Genomic DNA, 19,431 nt, shown 5'->3' with positions numbered 1-19,431 from the left:
GCCTCAGCGGTCCTTCCCGTAGCAGACCTTGTAGTTGGCGTCGCTCTGGTCACACCACGCCTTGTACTTGTCGACCGCCTTGCTCCAGTCGGACTCGTTGTCGCTGAACACCGTCTCACCGGTGGCCGGGTTGACTGTCACGAACCAGCGCCAGTTGCCCTTGGCGGGGTGGGCGGCGGCCTCCAGCGCAGCCTTGCCGGGGCTGGAGATCGGCCCCGGCGGCAGGCCCTTGTTCTTGTAGGTGTTGTAGGGCGAGTTGACCTTGGTCTGCTCGGTGCTCAGGTCGAGGTCGCCCTCACGTCCGACAGCGTAGGCCACCGTGGAGGACATCCCGAGCGGCTGGCCGGCCTTCAGCCGGTTGTAAATCACCCGGGCCACCTTCGGACGGTCCTCGGGCAGGAACACCTCGCGTTCGATGATGCTCGCCACCACCACCAGGTCGTAGGCGCTCAGCTTGAGCTTCTCGGACTTGCTCAGCGCCTTGGCTCGACCCTCCAGGTCGACCTGCTTGGCGACGCTGTTGAACCGCTTGGTGGTCAGTTTGATCACGGCGATCGCCTTGGGCTTGGTCGGCAGCTCGTAGGAGTCGGGGAACAGGAAGCCCTCGGCGGTCTTCGCCCGGCTGAGGGCCCACTTCGGCAGACCGATCTTGTCCAGATCCTTCAGGGCCTTCTCGAACTGCTTCGCGGGCAGTTCGGTGGCCTTGGCCATCTGTTTGACCTGGGTCTTCAGCCACTGTCCCTCGGTGAGGGTCATCCACTCCCGCACCACGTGGGATGGATCCAGCAGCCACTCCAGCGCGAGCTTGGCCGCCATGTGGGTCTTGAGGGTGTAGCGGCCGGACTGGATCTTCTTCGAGTTCGCGTTGGCCTTCACCTCGCGATCGAAGGCCTTCGCGGTCTTGACGACCTCCGCCCTGACCAGGATCTCGGAGATCTCCGACAGCGCGGTCCCGCTGGGGATCTCGACCTCGATCGGCTGTTCGCCGGCGCCCTCGTAGTCGTCCTGCTGGGAGTCCTGGTACTGCTCCCAGGCCGCGTGCCCCTGCTGGTAGACGAAGATGCCGCCACCGGCGAGCACGCCCACGCTCAGCAGCACAGCGAAGGCACTGCGCACCCGGGACCAGATCTCGCCACTGCTGATCCGGCCGGTCCGGGAATCCCTCAGCCCATCGGTGAGTCGCCTCATCGCCCAGCAGCCCTCCTCATCGTCTACCCCGGTACCCTAACCGAGCTCAGGCACACTTCTTGCGATTGGCGTCGGATGCCGCGCACCAGGCGTGCAACTCGGCGACCGCCTTCTGGTGTTCAGCGTAGGACGAGGTGAACTTCGTCTCCCCGGTGTCGAGGTTGACCGGCACGAAGAACAGCCAGTCCCCCTTGGCCGGACTGAGCGCGGCTTCGAGCGACGCCTTTGACGGCGACGAGATCGGTCCGGGGGGCAGCCCCTTGTGCTTGTAGGTGTTGTACGGCGAGTCGGAGTCCCGCTGCTCCTCGGTGGTCCAGACCGTGCCCTTCACCCCCGCCAGATAGGCCACTGTCGAGTCCAGCTGCAGCTTCATCCCCTGGTCGAGCCGGTTGTAGATCACCCGGGCTACCTTGGGACGGTCCTGCTCGCGGAAGACCTCCTTCTCGACGATGCTGGCGACGGTGAGCGCCTCCAGCGGCGTGACCCCGAGCTTGTGGGCGCCGGCTTCGAAGTCGAGGCTGTCGGCGACCTTCGAGAACTCGTCGGTGGCGAGCGCCACGACCGAAGCGGCGTCGTCGTCCTCACCCCAGGCATAGGTGTCGGGGAACAGGAAGCCCTCTACCGAGTCCTCCCCCCAGTCCGGCAGGCCGAGACTGTCGACATCGGCCACCACCGCTTCGAAGTCGGCCAGGTCCAGCCCGGTCTTCTCGGCCATGACGGCGAGCTGCTCGCTGGCGGTGGCTCCCTCCCGCAGCGTGAAGGTGGATCTGGTCAGGTTGGTGTCGTCCAGCAACAGCTTCACGGCAGTGGCTGCCGGGAGCTGGGTGCGCAGCAGATAGGTGCCGGGCTGGATCGAACGCGCGTCCGGCTCCTGGGCTGCCGCCCGGGTGAACGCCGACGCCGAGGCGACTACGTCCGCCTCGGCGAGAATCTCGCCCATCTCGGTCAGGGTCGCACCACGCGGGATCGACACCTGCACCTGGTCGCCGCCCGGTCCGGGGTAGTCGGGCACGGCGAAGAAGCCGTCCAGGGCACCGCGTCCGGCGACGAACACCCCGCCCGCAGCACCGACCAGCACCAGCAGCGCCACCAGGACGGCGATGCCGCCCTTGTGGCGTGCGACGAAGCCGGGACGTTCGGACTCGGTGGGTTCGATCGCGCGGCGGGGGCTCATAGCACCTCTCCTGGGGGGGTTCCGGTGGCGCGCTCGTGGTCGAGCGCTCCCTCCAAGATTGCCACGGCCGCCGCCTGATCGATCACCGAACGCTGCCGGCGCGTGTTGCGGCCGGCGCTGCTGAGTCGGGCCGAGGCGGTTCTGGTGCTCAGCCGCTCGTCGACCAGCCGGACCGGGACGGTGGGCACCGCGGCGGTCAGCAGCGCCGCGGTCTGGCGGAGGGCGTCGGCGGCGAAGGACTCCGTTCCGGCCAGCGTCCGGGGCAGGCCGAGGACGAGTTCGATCGGCTCGTACTCCGCGACCAGCTCACCGATCCGGCGTAGTGCCTGGTCCCCGGCCGGGACGGTCTCCACCGGATAGGCCAGGATGCCGTCACGGTCGCAGGCCGCGACCCCGATCCGGGCCTTGCCCCAGTCGAGCGCAAGCCGGACGCCGGACCGCACGCCGCTCAGCCTCGCAGCGCCGTGCGGATGGCGTCGAGTGCAGCCTGAGAACCCTCGGGGTTCGAGCCGCCGCCCTGCGCCAGGTCGTCACGACCGCCGCCACGTCCGCCCAGCGCGGGCGCCGCCACACCGACCAGGGCACCTGCCCTCGCCCCGAGGTCGCGGGCAGCGGAGGTGGTCGCCACGATCAGCGCGGGCTTGGCGTCCCCGCCGACCAGCGCCACCACACCGGCCTGGACGCCGAAGGCGGCACGCACCTGTGTGGCCAGGGTGCGCAGCTCGTCCGCGGCGATGCCGGGAAGCTGATCGGCAACCAGCCGGTACTCCCCCAGCTGTTCGGCACCGGCGACCAGTTGCGGCACGCGTTCCAGCAACTGCTGGCCCCGCAGGTCGGCCAGCTCCTTCTCCACCGCCTTCACCTGGCTGATCAGCTTGCCGACCCGGTCGGTCAGCTGATCGGGCTGCACCTTGAGCAGGTCGGCCAGGGTGGCGACCAGGGCGCGTTCGGCGGCCAGGTGGTCGAAGGCGTCGGCGTTCACGAACGCCTCGACCCGCCGAATGCCCGAGCCCACCGAGGACTCGCCCAGCAGGCTGAGCAGGCCGATCTGTGAGGTGCGCGCCACGTGGGTGCCGCCGCACAGTTCGCGCGACCACGGACCGGCCAACTCGACCATCCGGACGATGTCGCCGTACTTCTCGCCGAACATCGCCTGCGCCCCCAGCGCCTTGGCGTCGGCCAGCGGCAGTTCCCGGTCGGTGACCTCGTAGTCGGCGCGGATCGCCTCGTTGGCGACCCCCTCCAGCTCCTGCTGGAGGCCGGTCGACAGGCCGGCGGCAGCGTTGAAGTCGAACCGCAGGTAGCCGGGCTTGTTGTAGGAGCCGGCCTGGTGGGTGGACGGGCCGAGCAACTGCCGCAGCGCGGCGTTCACGATGTGCGTGGCGGTGTGCGCCTGGCAGGCGCGATAGCGCGCCGCCGCGTCCACCGCGGCCACCACGCGCGCTCCGGCGGCCAGTTCGCCGTCGTCCACCCGCACCTGGTGCACGACCAGACCACCCACCGGGCGCTGGACGTCCAGCACCTCCAGGCTGAGGCCGTCGCCGGTGATCAGGCCGGTGTCGGCGTCCTGGCCACCGGCCTCGGCGTAGAACGGGGTCTGGTCGAGGACCACCTCGACGATCTCGCCCGGTCCTGCGGTCTGCACCAGCTGGCCGTCCGCGACGATGCCGCGCACGGTCGCATCGCTGGTCAGGTCGGTGTAGCCCAGGAACGGCACCTCGCCCAGGCCACGCAACGTGGCATACGCCTCGGAGGCCAGCGCACCACCCTTCTTCGCCTTCGCGTCGGCCTTGGCGCGGTCCTTCTGCTCCTGCATCAGCCGGGCAAAGCCCTCCCGATCGACTGCCAGTCCCTGTTCCTCGGCCATCTCCAGGGTGAGATCGATCGGGAAGCCGTAGGTGTCGTGCAGCTTGAACGCGCTGTCGCCGGACAGTGTGGTGGCGCCGGCATTCTTCGCCTCGGTGGCGGCCAGGTCGAAGATCTGGGTGCCCGCGGCCAGGGTGCGCCGGAAGGCCTCCTCCTCGGCGTAGGCGATCTGGCTCACGCGCGCCCACTCCTGGCCAATCTCCGGATAGGAGGCCGACATCCGGTCGCGACTGACCGGGAGCAGCTCCGGGAGCACCGGATCGAGCACGCCCAGCAGCCGCATCGAGCGGATCGAGCGCCGCAACAGCCGGCGCAGCACGTAGCCGCGGGCCTCGTTGCCAGGGGTGACCCCGTCGGTCATCAACATCAGCGAGGAGCGGATGTGATCGGCCACCACGCGCATCCGGATGTCGTCGAGATGGTCGGCGCCGTAGGTCCTGCCGGAGAGTTCGCAGGCCTTGTCCAGGACGGGGCGGACCTCGTCGATCTCGTACATGTTGTCGACGCCCTGCAACAGGTAGGCGATCCGCTCCAGCCCGGCTCCGGTGTCGATGTTCTTGCTGGGCAGCGGTCCGGAGACGTCGAAGTCGGTCTTGGAACGGACGTCGGACAGCACCTCGGTCTGGAAGACCAGGTTCCAGATCTCCAGGAAGCGGTCCTCGTCGGCCTCGGGGCCGCCGTCGGAGCCGAACTCCGGCCCGCGGTCGACGTAGATCTCCGAGCACGGGCCACCCGGGCCCGGGATGCCCATATGCCAGTAGTTGTCCTTCAGCCCACGGCGCTGGATCCGCTGCGGCGGCACTCCCACCTGCTGCCACAGTGCGTTGGCCTCATCGTCGTCGAGGTAGACGGTGACCCAGATCTTCTCCGGGTCGAAGCCGAAACCGCCGTCGTCCTGGGAACCGGTGACCAGGTCCCACGCGAACCGGATCGCGCCTTCCTTGAAGTAGTCACCGAAGGAGAAGTTACCGAGCATCTGGAAGAAGGTGCCGTGCCGGGTGGTCTTGCCGACCTCCTCGATGTCGAGGGTGCGGACGCACTTCTGGACGCTCACCGCGCGCCGGTACGGGGCCTGCTCGGCGCCGGTGAAGTAGGGCTTGAACGGCACCATGCCGGCGTTGACGAACAACAGCGTGGGGTCGTTGTAGACCAGCGGCGCCGACGGCACGATGACGTGCTCGCGGGTGGCGAAGAAGTCGAGGAAGCGCTGGCGGACATCGGCGGTGTTCAGGAACGTCACGACAGGCCAATCTACCCTGTCACCGACCCCGGCCGTTGCTGCCGGGCACCCGAGTCACTCCTCGAGGCCGAGCGCCTCACGCAGTTCGTCCTCGCGGGAGTCCATCGCCTCACCCATGGTGGACAAGAAGTCGCCGATCCACGAGCCCACCTCGCTACGGGTCTTCTCCACCTGTTCGGCGATGCCCTTGGGGGTGTAGCGCTGGTAGAGCTCCTTGCCCTTCACCACGACGAAGGCAGCCGCGCCGACACCGACCGCGAACCAGAACAGCCGCTTCATCGCTTGGCCTTGCGCTTGCTGGTGCCGTTGCCGGATCGCTTGCCGGTCACCGCCTGCCGCACCCCGTAGGTGAAGGCGGCGGTCTTGATCAGCGGCCCGCCGAGGGTGGAGGTGAACAGGGTGGTGAGCTGGGCGGCGTTCTGCGTCACCACGGTCGCGTTGGCGCTGACCTTCGCGACGTCCTCGGTCACCAGGCTGAGCTTGCCGAGTTCCTCATTGGTGGCAGCGACCGTCCCCTTCAGCTCCTGCAGGATGGGCACCGAGTTGTGCCCCAGGTCACGGACGGCGAGCCGCAGCTCCTCCAGCACCCGTCCCAGCTTCAACAGTGGTACAGCGCAGAACACGACCAGGGCGACAGCAGCGACAGCGGCGATCAGCCCGGCGACCTCCCCAACGGACATGGTCTTCCTCGCAGGTCTCGGCGACGACTAACGAGTGCAGCCTATTGCACCGGGTCGGGCAGTGCCGGTGTGGCGGCTTCCTGCGCCCGGCCCGGACCGTCCCGGTCGGTGGGCGCCTGCGCACGCGAACGGAAGAAGGCGCTCACCACAGCACCGACCACCGCCGCGGCTGCCGGCACCAGCAGGGCCTGGGACATCGAGAGGCTGAAGCCGGCGTGCAGGAACGGTGGCAGCGATCCGGCGCCGATACTGCTGGCGCTGCTGCCGGCGCCGGGAAGGTTGGCCGCCAACCGCGCGGCGATGGTCGCGGCGATCGCGGCGCTGCCCAGCACCGAGCCGACCTGCCGGACGGTGTTGTAGACCCCGGAACCCGCACCGGCATCGCGCGGCGCCAGGTCGTGGGTGGCAGTGGTGGAGATCGGCGACCAGGTGAAGGCACTCGCCACCCCCATCAGGGCGCTCGGCAGCAGCAGCCGCCACCACAGGTCGGCATCCGGGGTGAGCCACACCGAGTACCAGAGCAAGGAGATCGCCATCAACGACAATCCGACGGTGGCCAGCACGCCGCGCTGGACACGGTCGACCAGCCGTCCGACCAGCGGCGCGAGACCGCCGGAGATCACCGCCATCGGCACCAGTTGCAGCGCCGCCCGGGTGGGAGAGAAGCCCAGGACCAGCTGGTAGTAGAAGACCAGCGGCAGTGACGAACTGGTCACCGAGACACCGACCATCGCGATCGCAGCGTTGGCCAGCGAGAAATTGCGGACGGCGAACAGCCGCAGCGGCAGCAGGGGCTCGTTGCTCGTCCTGGCCTGCTGCAGCAGGAACAGGCCCAGGACCAGCACTCCGGCGATGATCAACGTCCACACGGTGAGCGGGCCGGCGATCGTGCCCCAGTGGTAGGTCTCCCCTTCCTGGATGCCGAACACCAGCAGGAACAGACCCACCGCGCTCAGCACCACACCGAGGATGTCGAAGCGGTGCGGGTGGGTTTCCAGCCGCGGTACGTGCCGCAGCGCGAGGACGAAGCCGACCACACCGACCGGGACGTTGACAAAGAAGATCCACTCCCAGCCCAGGGCGTCCACCAGGAAGCCGCCCAGGATCGGCCCGACCAGGGTGGCCACCGCAGCGGTGGCGCCCCAGACACTCATCGCCGCACCCCGACGTTCACGGGGGAAGATCCGGGTGATCACCGCCATCGTCTGGGGGGTGATCATGGCTGCGCCCAGGCCCTGGACCGCACGAGCGATCACCAGCATGGTGATCGAACTGGACAGGCCGCACCAGGCGGAGGCGCTGGTGAACACCACCAGACCGGCCAGGAAGATCCGGCGGGGGCCGAAGCGGTCACCCAGCCGGCCGGTCACCAGCAGCGGGACCGCATAAGCCAGCAAGTAGGCGCTGGTCACCCAGAGCACCGCACTGATGTCGGCGTTGAGCCCGCGCATGATCGCCGGATTCGCGACGGACACGATGGTCGTGTCGACCAGGATCATGAAGAACCCGATCACCAACGACCACAGCGCCGCCCAGGGTCGCAGAACTGTCGTCACCTGGAGGCCAACGCCCTCACCGGCCGACTTCATTCCGGTCGTTCTTCTGGTCGGGGCTCAGTAATTTCTCCAGGAGTTGGAGTCGCTCGACCATCGCCGCCTCGTTGCCGTGGTCGGTGGGCTGGTAGTAACGGACGCCGACCAGGTCGTCGGGCAGGTACTGCTGCGCCGCCACCCCGTGCTCGTAGTCGTGAGCGTAGCGGTAGCCCTTGCCGTGGCCCAGGCTCGTGGCGCCCGCATAGTGCGCGTCCCGCAGGTGCGGTGGGACGGTGCCGATCTTTCCGGCACGGACATCGGCCTGGGCAGCTTCCAGTGCGGTGATCACGGCATTCGACTTCGGCGCCAGCGCTGCCGCGATGGTGGCGTGTGCCAGCGTGATGCGGGCCTCGGGCATGCCGATCAGCGCGACGGCCTCGGCAGCGGCGACGGCGGTCTGCAGCACCGAGGGCGCTGCCAGCCCGATGTCCTCGCTGGCCAGGATGATCAGCCGGCGGGCGATGAACCGGGGATCCTCGCCGGCCTCGATCATCCGGGCCAGGTAGTGCAGCGCGGCCTGCACGTCCGAACCGCGCACGCTCTTGATGAACGCGCTGATCACGTCGTAGTGCTGGTCGCCGTTTCGGTCGTAGCGGACGGCGGCCCGGTCGACCGCCGCCTCGAGGATGTCGGCGTCGATCGCGGACGTGCGGTGCGCCCGCGCGCCGGCGGCAGCCTCTTCGAGGTAGGTGAGTGCCCGCCGGGCGTCCCCGCCGCACAGCCGCAGCAGGGTGGTGCGGGCATCGTCGCTGAGGGTGTACTCCCCGGCCAGGCCCCGCTCGTCGACCAGCGCGCGGGAGACCAGTTCGGAGATGTCTTCGGAGCTCAGGGGCTTCAGGGTCAGCAGCAGGGAGCGGGACAGCAGGGGCGAGATCACCGAGAAGGACGGGTTCTCGGTGGTGGCCGCGATCAGTGTGACCAGCCGGTTCTCGACCGCCGGCAGCAGGACGTCCTGCTGGGCCGGGTTGAAGCGGTGCACCTCGTCCACGAAGAGCACCGTGCTGCGGCCTCGGGCCAGTTCGCGCCGGGCGGTGTCAAGTTCGGTGCGGACCTCCTTCACCCCCGCCGTCACCGCCGAGAGTTCGACGAAGCGTCGGTCGGTGCTGTGTGAGACGACGGCGGCGATGGTTGTCTTGCCCACCCCGGGCGGTCCCCACAGGAACACCGACATGGTGTCGCCCTCGGCCAGCCGGCGCAGCGGCGACCCCGGCCCGAGCAGGTGCTGCTGGCCGACGATCTCGTCCAGGCTGCGCGGGCGCATCCGTACGGCCAGCGGCAGCTGGGCATGGTCAGCAGCCCCGAGCGAACCCTGGCGCAGCGGTTCGGGAGCGCCACTCACCATGCCGAACAGATCCTCTTCCACGGGTGGAACGTTACCCCGCTTGCTTTCGATGCTCTATTGATATATCGTTGACACAACGTCGATAGCTTTTAGGAGACATCATGAACTTCAACATTCCAGACGACATGGAACATCGCGGTCCTCACGGTGAGGGCCACCACGACCACCATCGTGGCCGCGGTCGCGGCGGCTTCGGCCCCGGCGGTCCGATGGGCTTCGGTCCCGATCCGTTCGGGCGCCCGCCGTTCGGCCCCGGCGGTTTCGGTCCCGAGCACGGCCCGCGCGGTCGCGGCGGACGGGGACGGCGCGGCCAGGTCCGCGAGTCGATCCTCGCCCTGCTGCAGGAACGGCCGCTGAACGGGTATCAGATCATGCAGGAGCTTGCCGAGCGCACCGAGGGCCTGTGGCGTCCTAGCCCCGGCGCGGTCTACCCCGCGCTGGCCCAACTGGAGGACGAGGGCCTGATCGAGGCCTTCGACAACGACGGCCAGAAGGCCTACCGCCTCACCGAGGCCGGAGGCCAGGCTGCCGACGGTATCGAGGCGCCCTGGGAGGCGGTCAACGCCCGCTTCGCCGGCCATTCGCCCGAGGCGATGAAAGCGCTGTGGGCGGAGTTCGGTGGGCTGGGTGGTGCAGCCAAGGAGCTGGCCCGCACCGGTACCGCCGAGCAGCTGACCACCGCGGCCGACATCATCGCCGACGCCCGGCGCCGGATCTACGGCCTGCTGGCCGCCGACCCCGGCACCCCGAACGCCGACGACCTGCGCTGACGCTCCGCACCACGCCGCCCCGCCAGGGCGGCCGCAGCCCCACCCCACTACCCGCACGCTGTGACTGAAGCTCCGTCCACGGACGCTGGGCCACAGCGTGCCCGAACAGCAACGCCCCGGAGGTAGCTCCGGGGCGTTGGCGCGTCCTCAGGCGGTGGGCGCAGCCTTCTCGGCTCTCTCGACCGGCTTGGCGTCCACGCCGGCCTCCTTGCGCTGCTGGGCGGTGATGCTGGCCGGAGCCTCGGTGAGCGGATCGAACCCGCCGCCGGACTTCGGAAAGGCGATCACGTCCCGGATGGTGTCGAAACCGCCGAGCAGCATCACCAGCCGGTCCAGGCCGAATGCCACACCGCCGTGCGGCGGGGCGCCGTAGTTGAAGGCGTCCAGCAGGAAGCCGAACTTCTCCTGCGCCTCCTGCTCGCTCAGCCCCATCACGGAGAACACCCGCTGCTGCACGTCGCGGGAATGGATACGGATCGAGCCGCCACCCACCTCGTTGCCATTGCAGACGAAGTCGTAGCCGTAGGAGAGCGCCGAGCCGGGGTCGGTGTCGAAGGTGTCCATGGATTCCGGCTTGGGTGAGGTGAAGGCGTGGTGGACGGCCGTCCAGCGGCCCGCGCCGACTGCCACGTCCCCGGCGGCCACCGCATCGGCGGACGACTTGAACATCGGGGCGTCCACCACCCACAGGAATGACCAGGCGGTCTCGTCGATCAGGCCGACCCGGCGCCCGATCTCCAGCCGGGCGGCGCCCAGCAGTTCCTGCGAGGTCTCCCGGGCACCGGCGGCGAAGAAGATCGCGTCACCGGGGTGGGCATCCATCGCGGCGGCGATCCCGGCGCGTTCGGTGTCAGAGATGTTCTTGGCGACCGGCCCGCCCAGTTCACCGTCCTCCCCCACCGTGATGTAGGCCAGCCCGCGGGCGCCGCGCTGCTTGGCCCATTCCTGCCAGGCATCGAACTGCCGCCGCGGCAGCGAGGCCCCACCGGGCATCACCACGCCGCCGACATAGGGCGCCTGGAAGACCCGGAACGGGGTTTCGGCGAAGAAGGAGGTCAGCTCGCGGATCTTCAGATCGAAGCGAAGGTCGGGCTTGTCCGAGCCGTAGTTGTCCATCGCGTCGTGCCAGGTCATCCGGCGCAGCGGCAGCGCCATCTCCACACCGATCAGCTTCCAGCAGGCGGCCATCACCTGTTCGGCCAGCGCGATCACGTCGTCCTGGTCGACGAAGCTCATCTCGATGTCCAGCTGGGTGAACTCCGGCTGCCGGTCGGCGCGGAAGTCCTCGTCGCGGTAGCAGCGGGCGATCTGGTAGTAGCGCTCCATACCCGCCACCATCAGCAACTGCTTGAACAGCTGCGGGCTCTGCGGCAGGGCGTACCACTTGCCGGGGTGCAGTCGGGCCGGCACCAGGAAGTCGCGGGCGCCTTCCGGCGTCGAGCGGGTCAGCGTCGGGGTCTCGATGTCGTAGAAGTCGTTCTCGGCCATCACCTGGTGGATCACCTGGGTGACCTTCGAGCGCAGCACCAGCGCGTCGTGCTGCCGGGGCCGGCGCAGATCGAGGTAGCGGTACTTCAGCCGGGCATCCTCGCCGACATTGGTCCGCTCGTCGATCTGGAAGGGCAGCGGCGCGGCCGGGTTCAGCACCTCGAGGGTGCGAATCGCGACCTCGACCTCGCCGGTGGGAATGTTCGGGTTCACGTTCTCCGGAGTCCGGGCGTCCACCACGCCAGTCAGGAGGATGCAGAACTCGTTGCGCAGATCGTGGATGCCCGCCGAGACCAGGTACTCGTCGCGTACCACCACCTGGCAGATGCCCGAGGCGTCCCGCAGGTCGATGAAGGCGACCCCGCCGTGGTCGCGGCGTTTGGCCACCCAGCCGGCGAGGGTGACGGTCTGTCCGACGTGCTCGGCACTCATGGTGCCGGCCGCGTGCGTGCGCAGCATGTTCTTCCCTTCTCAGCCCCGCATAGACGGTGCGGGCGCGTCCGCACGATTCTAGACCTCACCCGGACGGCGGTGCCGCACCGCCGTCCGGGCGGATCCGCGCAGGCCATCCGGAGCAGAATCCGGGTAGCAGAGCCCACTCGCGTGCACTATCCACGCGAGTGGGCCGGATCACCCGGATTCTGCGGTCCTGGTGTGGGTGCTGCGGGGTAGGTCGCCGGGCTCGGCGGGAGTCAGGCCTGGCCGGTGGTGCTGCAGACCACCGGACGCAGGTCCTCTGCCGGGGGCAGCCAGGCATCCGGGTCGGCCGGCAGCTGCTCCCCGGAGCGGATGTCCTTCACCTCGTTGCCCGAGAACCAGACGAAGGGGATGCCCCGCCGGTCGGCATAGCGGATCTGCTTGCCGAACTTGTCCGCCCTGGGCGCCACCTCGCAGGCGATCCCGCGGGCCCGCAGCCGGGTCGCGATCACGTCCGCCTCGGCCCGGGTCTCCTCCGCGTCCACCGCCACCAGGACGCAACTGGGTACCACCCGGGACGCGGTCAGCGTCCCCTTGGCCAGCAGCGGCACCAGGATCCGGGTGACCCCGATCGACAGCCCGACGCCGGGGTAGGTGGTGCGGCCGTCGGAGGCCAGCGAGTCGTAGCGCCCACCCGAACAGATCGAGCCGAGGTGCTCGAAGCCGGACAGTTCGGTCTCGTAGACGGTGCCGGTGTAGTAGTCCAGCCCGCGTGCGATCTTCAGGTCGGCCACGATCCGGCCGGGGACGGCAGCCTGTCCGGCCCGGACCACCTCGGCGAGCTGTTCCAGCCCCTCGTCCAGCAGGTCGTGGCGGACACCAAGCGCCCGCACGCCAGCGACGAACGACTCGTCAGCCGTCGAGATCGTCGCCAGTGCCAGGCAGGAATCGGCCGCGGCATTGCTCAACCCCAGGTCAGCGGTGAGCAGCTCGTGCACGGCGGCGGCCCCGATCTTGTCCAGCTTGTCCACCCGCTGCAGCACCGCCAAGTGATCCTCGATGCCCAGGCCGCGGTAGAAACCCTCAGCCAGCCGGCGGTTGTTCACCCGCATCAGCACCGGCGGCAGCCCGACCTCGACATGCAACCGCTCGAGCGCCTCCAGGATCACCCGGGCGACTTCCACGTCGTGGTGCGCGGCCAGGGTGTCCTGGCCCACCACGTCGATATCGGCCTGGCAGAACTCGCGGTAGCGGCCCTCCTGCGGCCGCTCGCCCCGCCACACCTTCTGGATCTGGTAGCGGCGGAACGGGAAGGCCAGGTGACCGGCGTTCTCCAGCACGTAGCGAGCGAACGGGACCGTCAGGTCGAAGTGCAGCCCGAGTTCGTCGGCCGCGCCGGCCTCGGCGTGCAGCCGGCGGACGACGTAGACCTCCTTGTCGATCTCGCCCTTGCGGGTGAGCTGCTCCATGGTCTCCAGCGCGCGGGTCTCGATGGACGCGAAACCGTGCAACTCGAAGGTGTCGGCCAGGCTCGCCAGCACGCGTTGCTCGACGATGCGGGCCGCGGGCAGGAACTCGGGAAAACCGGACAGGGGTTTGGGACGGGCCATCAGTTCCTCAGAAAGGCGGGTTGCAGGTACGGGTTCGTGGCCCGTTCGCGGGCCATCACTGACTGCGGGCCGTGGCCCGGCAGCAGAGCGGTGTCGTCGGGCAGGTCGAGGACGGGGCCGCGCAGCGTCTGGCGCATCACCTCGGGGTCTCCGCCCGGCAGGTCGGTCCGGCCGATCGCGCCAGCGAACAGCACATCCCCGCTGAACACCACCTGGCTGATCTGGTCATCGCCCGGGTAGGGCACTGAGAGCAGCGTGCAACCCGGGCTGTGCCCGGGCGCGTGGCTGGCCCGGAAGTTCAACCCGGCCACCTCCAGTTCCGCACCGTCGGTGAGCAGTCGCAACTCGGCCGGCTCGTGGAAGGGTTCCGGGTAGAGTTCCTCGACCAGCGCCCGGCTGTCCTCGCCGATGCCGGCCACCGGGTCGGTGAGCATGAACCGGTCGGCTTCGTGCAGCCACAGCGGGACGCCGTACTCGTCGGCCAGCAGCGCCGCGGAGGCGACGTGGTCGAGATGTCCATGGGTGGCCAGCACCGCCGCCGGGGTGAGTCCGTACTGCGTCACGGTGGCGCGCACCTGGTCGGCCGCCTCCATGCCCGCATCGACGATCACGCAGTCCTTCCCGGCAGCGGTCGCCGCCAGGTAGCAGTTGGCCTGCCAGAGGCCGCTGGCGAAGGAGGCGAGGAACACAGGATTCAGCCTATCTGCTCCCCGGCACGGCCGAGGTTGCACCATTGTCGCCCGGATCGGGCAAGATAGCCCCCATGAACTCCACCGCAGGTCCGGCGGACTTCGGCCGCGTCGATCCCGATGGCACTGTCTATGTGCGCACCGCGGACGGCGAGCGAAGCGTCGGTCAGATTCCCGATGTCGACCCGGCCGAGGCGCTGGCCTTCTACGTCCGTCGCTACGAGGCGCTGGAAGTCGAGGTCAACCTGCTCGCCGCCCGTGTGAGGTCAGGGGCACTGTCGCCCGAGGAAGCGCGCAACAGCGTCAAGGCGGTGCGGACGGCGGTCACCGACGCCAACGCGGTCGGCGATCTGGCTGCGCTGCTGGCCCGGCTGGAGGACCTCTCCCCCGTCCTGGACGAGCAGGCCGAACTGCGCAAGGCGGAGCGCGCGAAAGCCCAGGAGGCGGCTCGCGCCGCCAAGGAGCAGATGGTCGCCGAAGCTGAGACCCTCGCCCAGGGAACCGACTGGCGGGGCGGGGTGAACCGCTTCCGCGCCCTGCTGGACGAGTGGAAGGCGCTCCCCCGGCTCGACCGCGCCTCCGACGACGCGCTGTGGCACCGGTTCTCGGCTGCCCGCACCACCTACACCCGGCGCCGCAAGGCCCAGTTCGCCGAACAGGCAGCCCGCCGCGACGAGGCCCGCCAGCTCAAGGAGGGGATCATCGCCGAGGCCCGTGCGCTGGCGACCTCGACCGACTGGGGCCCCACTACCGGAGCGTTTCGTGACCTGATGGCACGCTGGAAGGCGGCCGGGCCGGCACCGCGCGAGGTTGACGACGCGCTGTGGGCCGAGTTCCGCGGCATCCAGGACGACTTCTTCAACGCCCGCCAGTCGGTGCTGTCCGAGCAGGACGCCGAGTACAAGGCCAACCTGGAGGCGAAGGAGGCCCTGCTGGCCCAGGCTGAGGCCTCGATCGTGCCAGTGAGCGACCTGGCGGAGGCCAAGGCCGCCTTCCGTACCTTCCTGGAGAAGTTCAACGCGCTCGGACGGGTGCCGCGCGAGCAGATCCGCAGCCTGGACAACCGGGTCCGGGCGCTGGAGACCGCAGTCCGCACCGCCGAGGAGGAGGAGTGGCGGCGCACCGACCCGGAGGCGCGTGCCCGCGCCGAGGACACAGTCGCCATGCTGGAGACCGAGATCGCCAAGCTCACCCAGAAGGTGGCCAAGGCCGAGGCGCGTGGCGACGAGGCTGCCGCCAGCAAGGCGCGCGACTCGATCAACACCTACCAGGTCTGGCTCGACCAGGCGCGCGAGACGCTGGCCGACTTCCACCGCTGAGCGGTCGGACGAAGCTCCGGCCGGACCCGGCCTGGGCCGGTCAGCTCTTCAGCCGGTAGACGTCGTAGACCCCTGGCACCTTCCGGATCGCCCCGATCAGGTGGTCGAGGTGCTTGGGATCGGTGGTCTCGAAGGTCAGCCGGAACCGGAAGGTACGGTCCTTCGAGGTGGTCATGTTCGCCGACAGCATCGAGATGTGGTGCTCGCTGATCACCCGGGTGACCTCGGACAGTACGCCGGTGCGGTCGAGCCCCTCGACGTGGAGCGCTACCAGGAACGAGGAGTCCGCCGTCGGCGCCCAGGACACCTCGACGAGCCGTTCGGGCTTGGTCCGCAGGTCTGCCGCGTTGGTGCAGTCGGCGCGGTGGACGGAGACCCCGTTCTCCCGGGTGATGAAGCCGAGGATCGGGTCACCGGGGACCGGCATACAGCACTTGGCCAGCTTCACCCAGACCGTCGGATCGCCCTGCACCACCACGCCGGCCTCGCTGCCGCTGTGCCGTGAGGCACGCCGCCGCCCGCTGACCAGCGGCACCTCCTCGGTGGTCAGCTCCTCGATCTCGGCAACGCCCTCGCCGGCGACCAGCCGCTGCACCACCGACTGGGCACTGATCGTCCCCTCGCCGATCCCGGCGTACAGCGAGCTCACGTCCGGCACCCGGAAATGCTCGGCCAGTGAGGTCATGTGCTCGACGGTCAGCATTCGCTGGATCGGCAGCCCGGCCCGGCGAACCTGCTTGGTCAGCAGGTCCTTGCCGGTCTCGATCGACTCCTCCCGCCGCTCCCGCATGAAGTACTGCCGGATCTTGCCGCGCGCCCGCGGGCTCTTGACGAAGCTCAGCCAGTCCCGGCTGGGGCCGGCGCCAACCGCCTTGGAGGTGAGTACCTCCACCACGTCGCCGCTGGCCAGTTCGGACTCCAGCGGTACCAACCGGCCGTTCACCCGGGCACCGATGCAACGATGCCCCACCTCGGTGTGCACGGCATAGGCGAAGTCGATCGGGGTGGCGCCCTTGGGCAGGTGCATCACATCACCCTTGGGGGTGAAGACGAACACCTCGTCGGTCGCGATCTCGTAGCGCAGGGTGTCGAGGAACTCGGCCGGATCCTCGGTCTCGCGCTGCCACTGGCTGATCTGCTGCACCCAGTCGAGCTCGGAGCCGGAGACCTTGCCCTCCTTGTACTTCCAGTGCGCGGCGACACCGTACTCCGCCTGCCGGTGCATCGCGTGGGTACGGATCTGGAACTCGACCGGCTTGCCTCCCGGGCCCAGCACGGTGGTGTGCAGCGACTGGTAGAGGTTGAACTTCGGCATCGCGATGTAGTCCTTGAAGCGCCCCGGCAGGGGACTCCAACGGGCATGCATGACGCCGAGGGCCGCGTAGCACTCGCGCTGGGTGTCGACCAGGATGCGCAGGCCCACCAGGTCGTAGATGTCGGCGAAGTCCTTCCCGCGCACCACCATCTTCTGGTAGATCGAGTAGTAGTGCTTCGGCCGGCCGTAGACCGTCGCCTTGATCCCGGCCTCGGTCAGATCCGTCCGCACCTGCTCGGTGACCATCCGCAGGTACTCCTCGCGCAGCGGGGCCCGGGCGGCCACCAGCTTCACGATCTCGTCGTAGATCTTCGGCTCCAAGGTGGCGAAGGACAGATCCTCCAACTCCCACTTGACCGCGTTCATGCCCAGCCGGTGGGCCAGCGGGGCGAAGATCTCCAGGGTCTCGCGGGCGATCGCCGCCTGCTTGTCCTGCCGCAGATACCCCAGCGTCCGCATATTGTGCAGCCGGTCGGCGAGCTTGATCACCAGCACCCGGATGTCCTTGCTCATCGCCAGCACCATCTTGCGGATGGTCTCGGCCTTGGCCGACTCGCCGTACTGGATCTTGTCCAGCTTGGTGACCCCGTCGACCATGGCGGCGATCTCCGGGCCGAAGTCGGCGGTGAGCTGGCCGACCGTGTAGGAGGTGTCCTCGACCGTGTCGTGCAACAGGGCCGCGCAGATCGTGGGCTCGTTCATCCCGAGCTCGGCGAGGATGGTCGCGACCGCCAGCGGATGGGTGATGTACGCGTCGCCGCTCTTGCGCTGCTGGCCGGTGTGGTAGTGCTCGGCGATCCGGTAGGCGCGCTCGATCAGCGCGGTGTCGGCCTTCGGGTCGTGGGCCCGCACCACCCGGAGCAGCGGATCCAGGACGGGGGTCTGCTGGGTCTTCGGCGCGCCCAGCCGCGACAGGATCTGCCGCATCCGCATCCGGGGAGCTTCGGCGGACGCCGGCAGCGGGGTCAGGATCGACTGGGGACCGCCGGGCAGCCCGTCAGAAGCCCCGTAGGGCCCATGGACGCTCTCAGCCACGCCGATCCTCTCTTTCGCCGTAGCCGCCAGTGTATTGCCTGGCACCGCCAACGAGGTTCTCCACCCCGGCGGGCGGCTGGCTACTCCGGCCGGCGCTGCTGCGGCTTCTGGGTGGCCCGGCGGACAACCACCACCTCGTCCCCGGTGTGCAGGGTGCCGGCGGAGCCTTCGTAGAACCGCCGCAGGGTCTTGTTCCGGATCACCGCGATCACCCGTTCCCCTTCGAGTTCGGAGGCGTCCTTGCCGTCCTCCTCGTGGGTCACCAGGCGCTGGCCGACCTCCAGGCCCTCGCCGATGGTCAGCAGGTCCTCGATCACGGTCCCCAGGTGAGGGCTCATCGACGACAGCCCCACCACGCGGCCGACCGAGTCCGAGGAGGTGACCACCTGGTCGGCCCCCGACTGCCGCACCAGTGCCACGTTCTGCGCATTGCGGACGGCCGCCACCAGATGGGCGGTGCGGTTCAGCTGCCGGACGTTGAGGGTGGCCAGGATCGTGGTGTCGTCGCGGTTGACGGTGATGATCACCTCACGGGCCTTGGCGAGTTCGGCCCGGTGCAGCAGTTCACGCGCGGTCGCGTCCCCCTCAAAGGCGGCCAGCCCGTGCCGGTTCGCGGCCGCCACCGCCTGCGGGCTGGAGTCGATCACGACGATCCGCTCGGCCGGCACACCGTTGCGCTGCAGCGTCGCGACCGCGCTGGCGCCCATCGTCCCGTAGCCGATCACCACGGTGTGGTTGCGCAGGGTCTTGCGCCACTGAGAGTCCATCAGGCCCCTCCTCCCTTCGTTGGCGAGCACCTCGACGGTGGTGCCGACCAGCAGCACCAGGAAGGCGATGCGGATCGGGGTCACGATGATCGTGTTGAGCAGCCGTGCGTGGTCGGTGACCGGCGTGATGTCGCCGTACCCGGTGGTGGTCATGGTCACCGTCGCGTAGTACAGCGCGTCGATGAACGAGACGCCGTCACTGTTGACGTTGTCGGCGTAGGAGTCGCGGTCGAACCAGACCAGCAGGGCGATCACCAGCAACAGGCCCAGCGCGACCAGCAGACGCTGACCGAGCGCACGGGTGGGGCTGGTCGCCCGGGCGGGCAGCCGAACCGTCGCCTGACTCGCCCACGGGATGCCGGCGGGAGCGAATCGCAGCCTGTGCCTGGCCATCAGACCGTCAGGACGGCTGCGGTGTCGGTGATGCCCAGGTTCGCCAGGTGCTGCCGCCCGCCCAGGAAGCTGAGCTCCATCAGGACCGACACCTGCACCAATTCCGCGCCGAGTTTCTGGATCAGCCGGGCGGTCGCACCAATGGTGCCGCCAGTGGCCAGGACGTCATCGATCACCAGGACGCGGGCACCGGGCAGGACGGCGTCGGTGTGCACCGAGAGCGCTGCCTCGCCGTACTCCAGGGCGAAGGACTCGGTGTAGACATCGCCGGGCAGCTTTCCCGGCTTGCGCACCGGGACGAAACCGGCGCCGAGTGCCAGCGCGACCGGGCCGGCGAAGATGAATCCCCTGGCCTCCATCCCGACCACCACGTCGATCCCGGGTGGCGCGCTCGCCGCCAGTTCGTCGATGGCCGCGCGATAGCCGGCGGCGTCCGCGAGCAGCGGCGTGATGTCCTTGAAGACCACTCCCGGCTTCGGGAAGTCTGCGACATCGCGGATCAGGCTGGAGATCAGCGTCTGGTTGGGGTTCATGGCCGCCCTGTCT

16 protein-coding genes are annotated in these 19,431 nt (G+C 69.2%); 2 read left to right on the top strand and 14 right to left on the bottom strand.

Annotation, left to right across the window (positions count from 1 at the left end):
- Positions 1-3: 3 nt before the first annotated feature.
- The 8 genes from mltG (VB080_RS01615) to VB080_RS01580 form a co-directional block, all read right to left on the bottom strand.
- Entirely contained in the window at positions 4-1,188 is a 1,185-nt protein-coding gene (gene mltG, locus VB080_RS01615; RefSeq protein WP_323416668.1) for an endolytic transglycosylase MltG, read from the bottom strand.
- A gap of 46 nt (positions 1,189-1,234) precedes the next feature.
- The gene (mltG, locus tag VB080_RS01610) at positions 1,235-2,362 is read right to left on the bottom strand and encodes an endolytic transglycosylase MltG (RefSeq protein WP_323416667.1); all 1,128 of its coding nucleotides are present in this window, start codon (positions 2,360-2,362) and stop codon (positions 1,235-1,237) included.
- Complete coding sequence (gene ruvX / locus VB080_RS01605) at positions 2,359-2,814, bottom strand: Holliday junction resolvase RuvX (RefSeq protein WP_323416693.1); 456 nt, start codon at positions 2,812-2,814, stop codon at positions 2,359-2,361. Before ruvX ends, mltG (VB080_RS01610) begins: the two co-directional genes overlap by 4 nt.
- Positions 2,811-5,459, bottom strand: a complete 2,649-nt coding sequence (gene alaS / locus VB080_RS01600; RefSeq protein WP_323416692.1) for an alanine--tRNA ligase — start codon at positions 5,457-5,459, stop codon at positions 2,811-2,813. Before alaS ends, ruvX begins: the two co-directional genes overlap by 4 nt.
- A 63-nt stretch (positions 5,460-5,522) precedes the next feature.
- The gene (locus VB080_RS01595) at positions 5,523-5,747 is read right to left on the bottom strand and encodes a hypothetical protein (RefSeq protein ID WP_323416666.1); all 225 of its coding nucleotides are present in this window, start codon (positions 5,745-5,747) and stop codon (positions 5,523-5,525) included.
- Positions 5,744-6,148: a DUF948 domain-containing protein gene (locus VB080_RS01590; RefSeq protein WP_323416665.1), complete on the bottom strand. Its 405-nt coding sequence runs from the start codon at positions 6,146-6,148 to the stop codon at positions 5,744-5,746. The genes VB080_RS01595 and VB080_RS01590 overlap by 4 nt, the downstream gene beginning before the upstream one ends.
- Before the next feature lie 41 nt (positions 6,149-6,189).
- Positions 6,190-7,737 (bottom strand): DHA2 family efflux MFS transporter permease subunit, encoded by a 1,548-nt coding sequence (locus VB080_RS01585; RefSeq protein ID WP_323416664.1) that lies wholly within the window; start codon positions 7,735-7,737, stop codon positions 6,190-6,192.
- The gene (locus VB080_RS01580) at positions 7,721-9,082 is read right to left on the bottom strand and encodes a replication-associated recombination protein A (protein WP_416339578.1); all 1,362 of its coding nucleotides are present in this window, start codon (positions 9,080-9,082) and stop codon (positions 7,721-7,723) included. Before VB080_RS01580 ends, VB080_RS01585 begins: the two co-directional genes overlap by 17 nt.
- A 101-nt stretch (positions 9,083-9,183) precedes the next feature.
- On the opposite strand from VB080_RS01580, the gene VB080_RS01575 reads away from it, so the two are divergent.
- Entirely contained in the window at positions 9,184-9,852 is a 669-nt protein-coding gene (locus tag VB080_RS01575) for a PadR family transcriptional regulator (protein ID WP_323416662.1), read from the top strand.
- A 147-nt stretch (positions 9,853-9,999) separates the two neighbouring features.
- Here VB080_RS01575 and aspS read toward each other — a convergent pair whose 3' ends face one another.
- The 3 genes from aspS to VB080_RS01560 all read right to left on the bottom strand — a co-directional run bounded on the left by aspS (position 10,000) and on the right by VB080_RS01560 (position 14,056).
- Positions 10,000-11,799 carry an aspartate--tRNA ligase gene (gene aspS, locus VB080_RS01570; RefSeq protein WP_323416661.1) on the bottom strand — a complete coding sequence of 600 codons (1,800 nt, stop codon included), beginning with the start codon at positions 11,797-11,799 and terminating at the stop codon, positions 10,000-10,002.
- A gap of 233 nt (positions 11,800-12,032) precedes the next feature.
- Positions 12,033-13,367, bottom strand: coding sequence for a histidine--tRNA ligase (gene hisS / locus VB080_RS01565; protein ID WP_323416660.1), 1,335 nt, complete (start codon positions 13,365-13,367; stop codon positions 12,033-12,035).
- On the bottom strand, positions 13,367-14,056 hold the full coding sequence (locus VB080_RS01560; RefSeq protein ID WP_323416659.1) for an MBL fold metallo-hydrolase: 690 nt from the start codon (positions 14,054-14,056) through the stop codon (positions 13,367-13,369). The genes hisS and VB080_RS01560 overlap by 1 nt, the downstream gene beginning before the upstream one ends.
- Before the next feature lie 74 nt (positions 14,057-14,130).
- Between VB080_RS01560 and VB080_RS01555 the strand changes: the two genes are divergently transcribed.
- Positions 14,131-15,375: a DUF349 domain-containing protein gene (locus VB080_RS01555; RefSeq protein ID WP_323416658.1), complete on the top strand. Its 1,245-nt coding sequence runs from the start codon at positions 14,131-14,133 to the stop codon at positions 15,373-15,375.
- A gap of 40 nt (positions 15,376-15,415) precedes the next feature.
- Here VB080_RS01555 and VB080_RS01550 read toward each other — a convergent pair whose 3' ends face one another.
- The 3 genes from VB080_RS01550 to VB080_RS01540 all read right to left on the bottom strand — a co-directional run bounded on the left by VB080_RS01550 (position 15,416) and on the right by VB080_RS01540 (position 19,418).
- A complete protein-coding gene (locus tag VB080_RS01550; protein WP_416339576.1) occupies positions 15,416-17,725 on the bottom strand; it encodes a RelA/SpoT family protein in 2,310 nt (769 codons plus the stop codon).
- 80 nt (positions 17,726-17,805) lie between these two features.
- Complete coding sequence (locus VB080_RS01545) at positions 17,806-18,885, bottom strand: potassium channel family protein (protein WP_323416657.1); 1,080 nt, start codon at positions 18,883-18,885, stop codon at positions 17,806-17,808.
- Complete coding sequence (locus tag VB080_RS01540; protein ID WP_323416656.1) at positions 18,885-19,418, bottom strand: adenine phosphoribosyltransferase; 534 nt, start codon at positions 19,416-19,418, stop codon at positions 18,885-18,887. The genes VB080_RS01545 and VB080_RS01540 overlap by 1 nt, the downstream gene beginning before the upstream one ends.
- Between the last annotated feature and the right edge of the window lie 13 nt (positions 19,419-19,431).

The organism is Propionicimonas sp. (genome assembly GCF_034927565.1).
GTDB lineage: Bacteria > Actinomycetota > Actinomycetes > Propionibacteriales > Propionibacteriaceae > Propionicimonas.
This window is presented reverse-complemented; position numbering and strand designations above follow the sequence as displayed.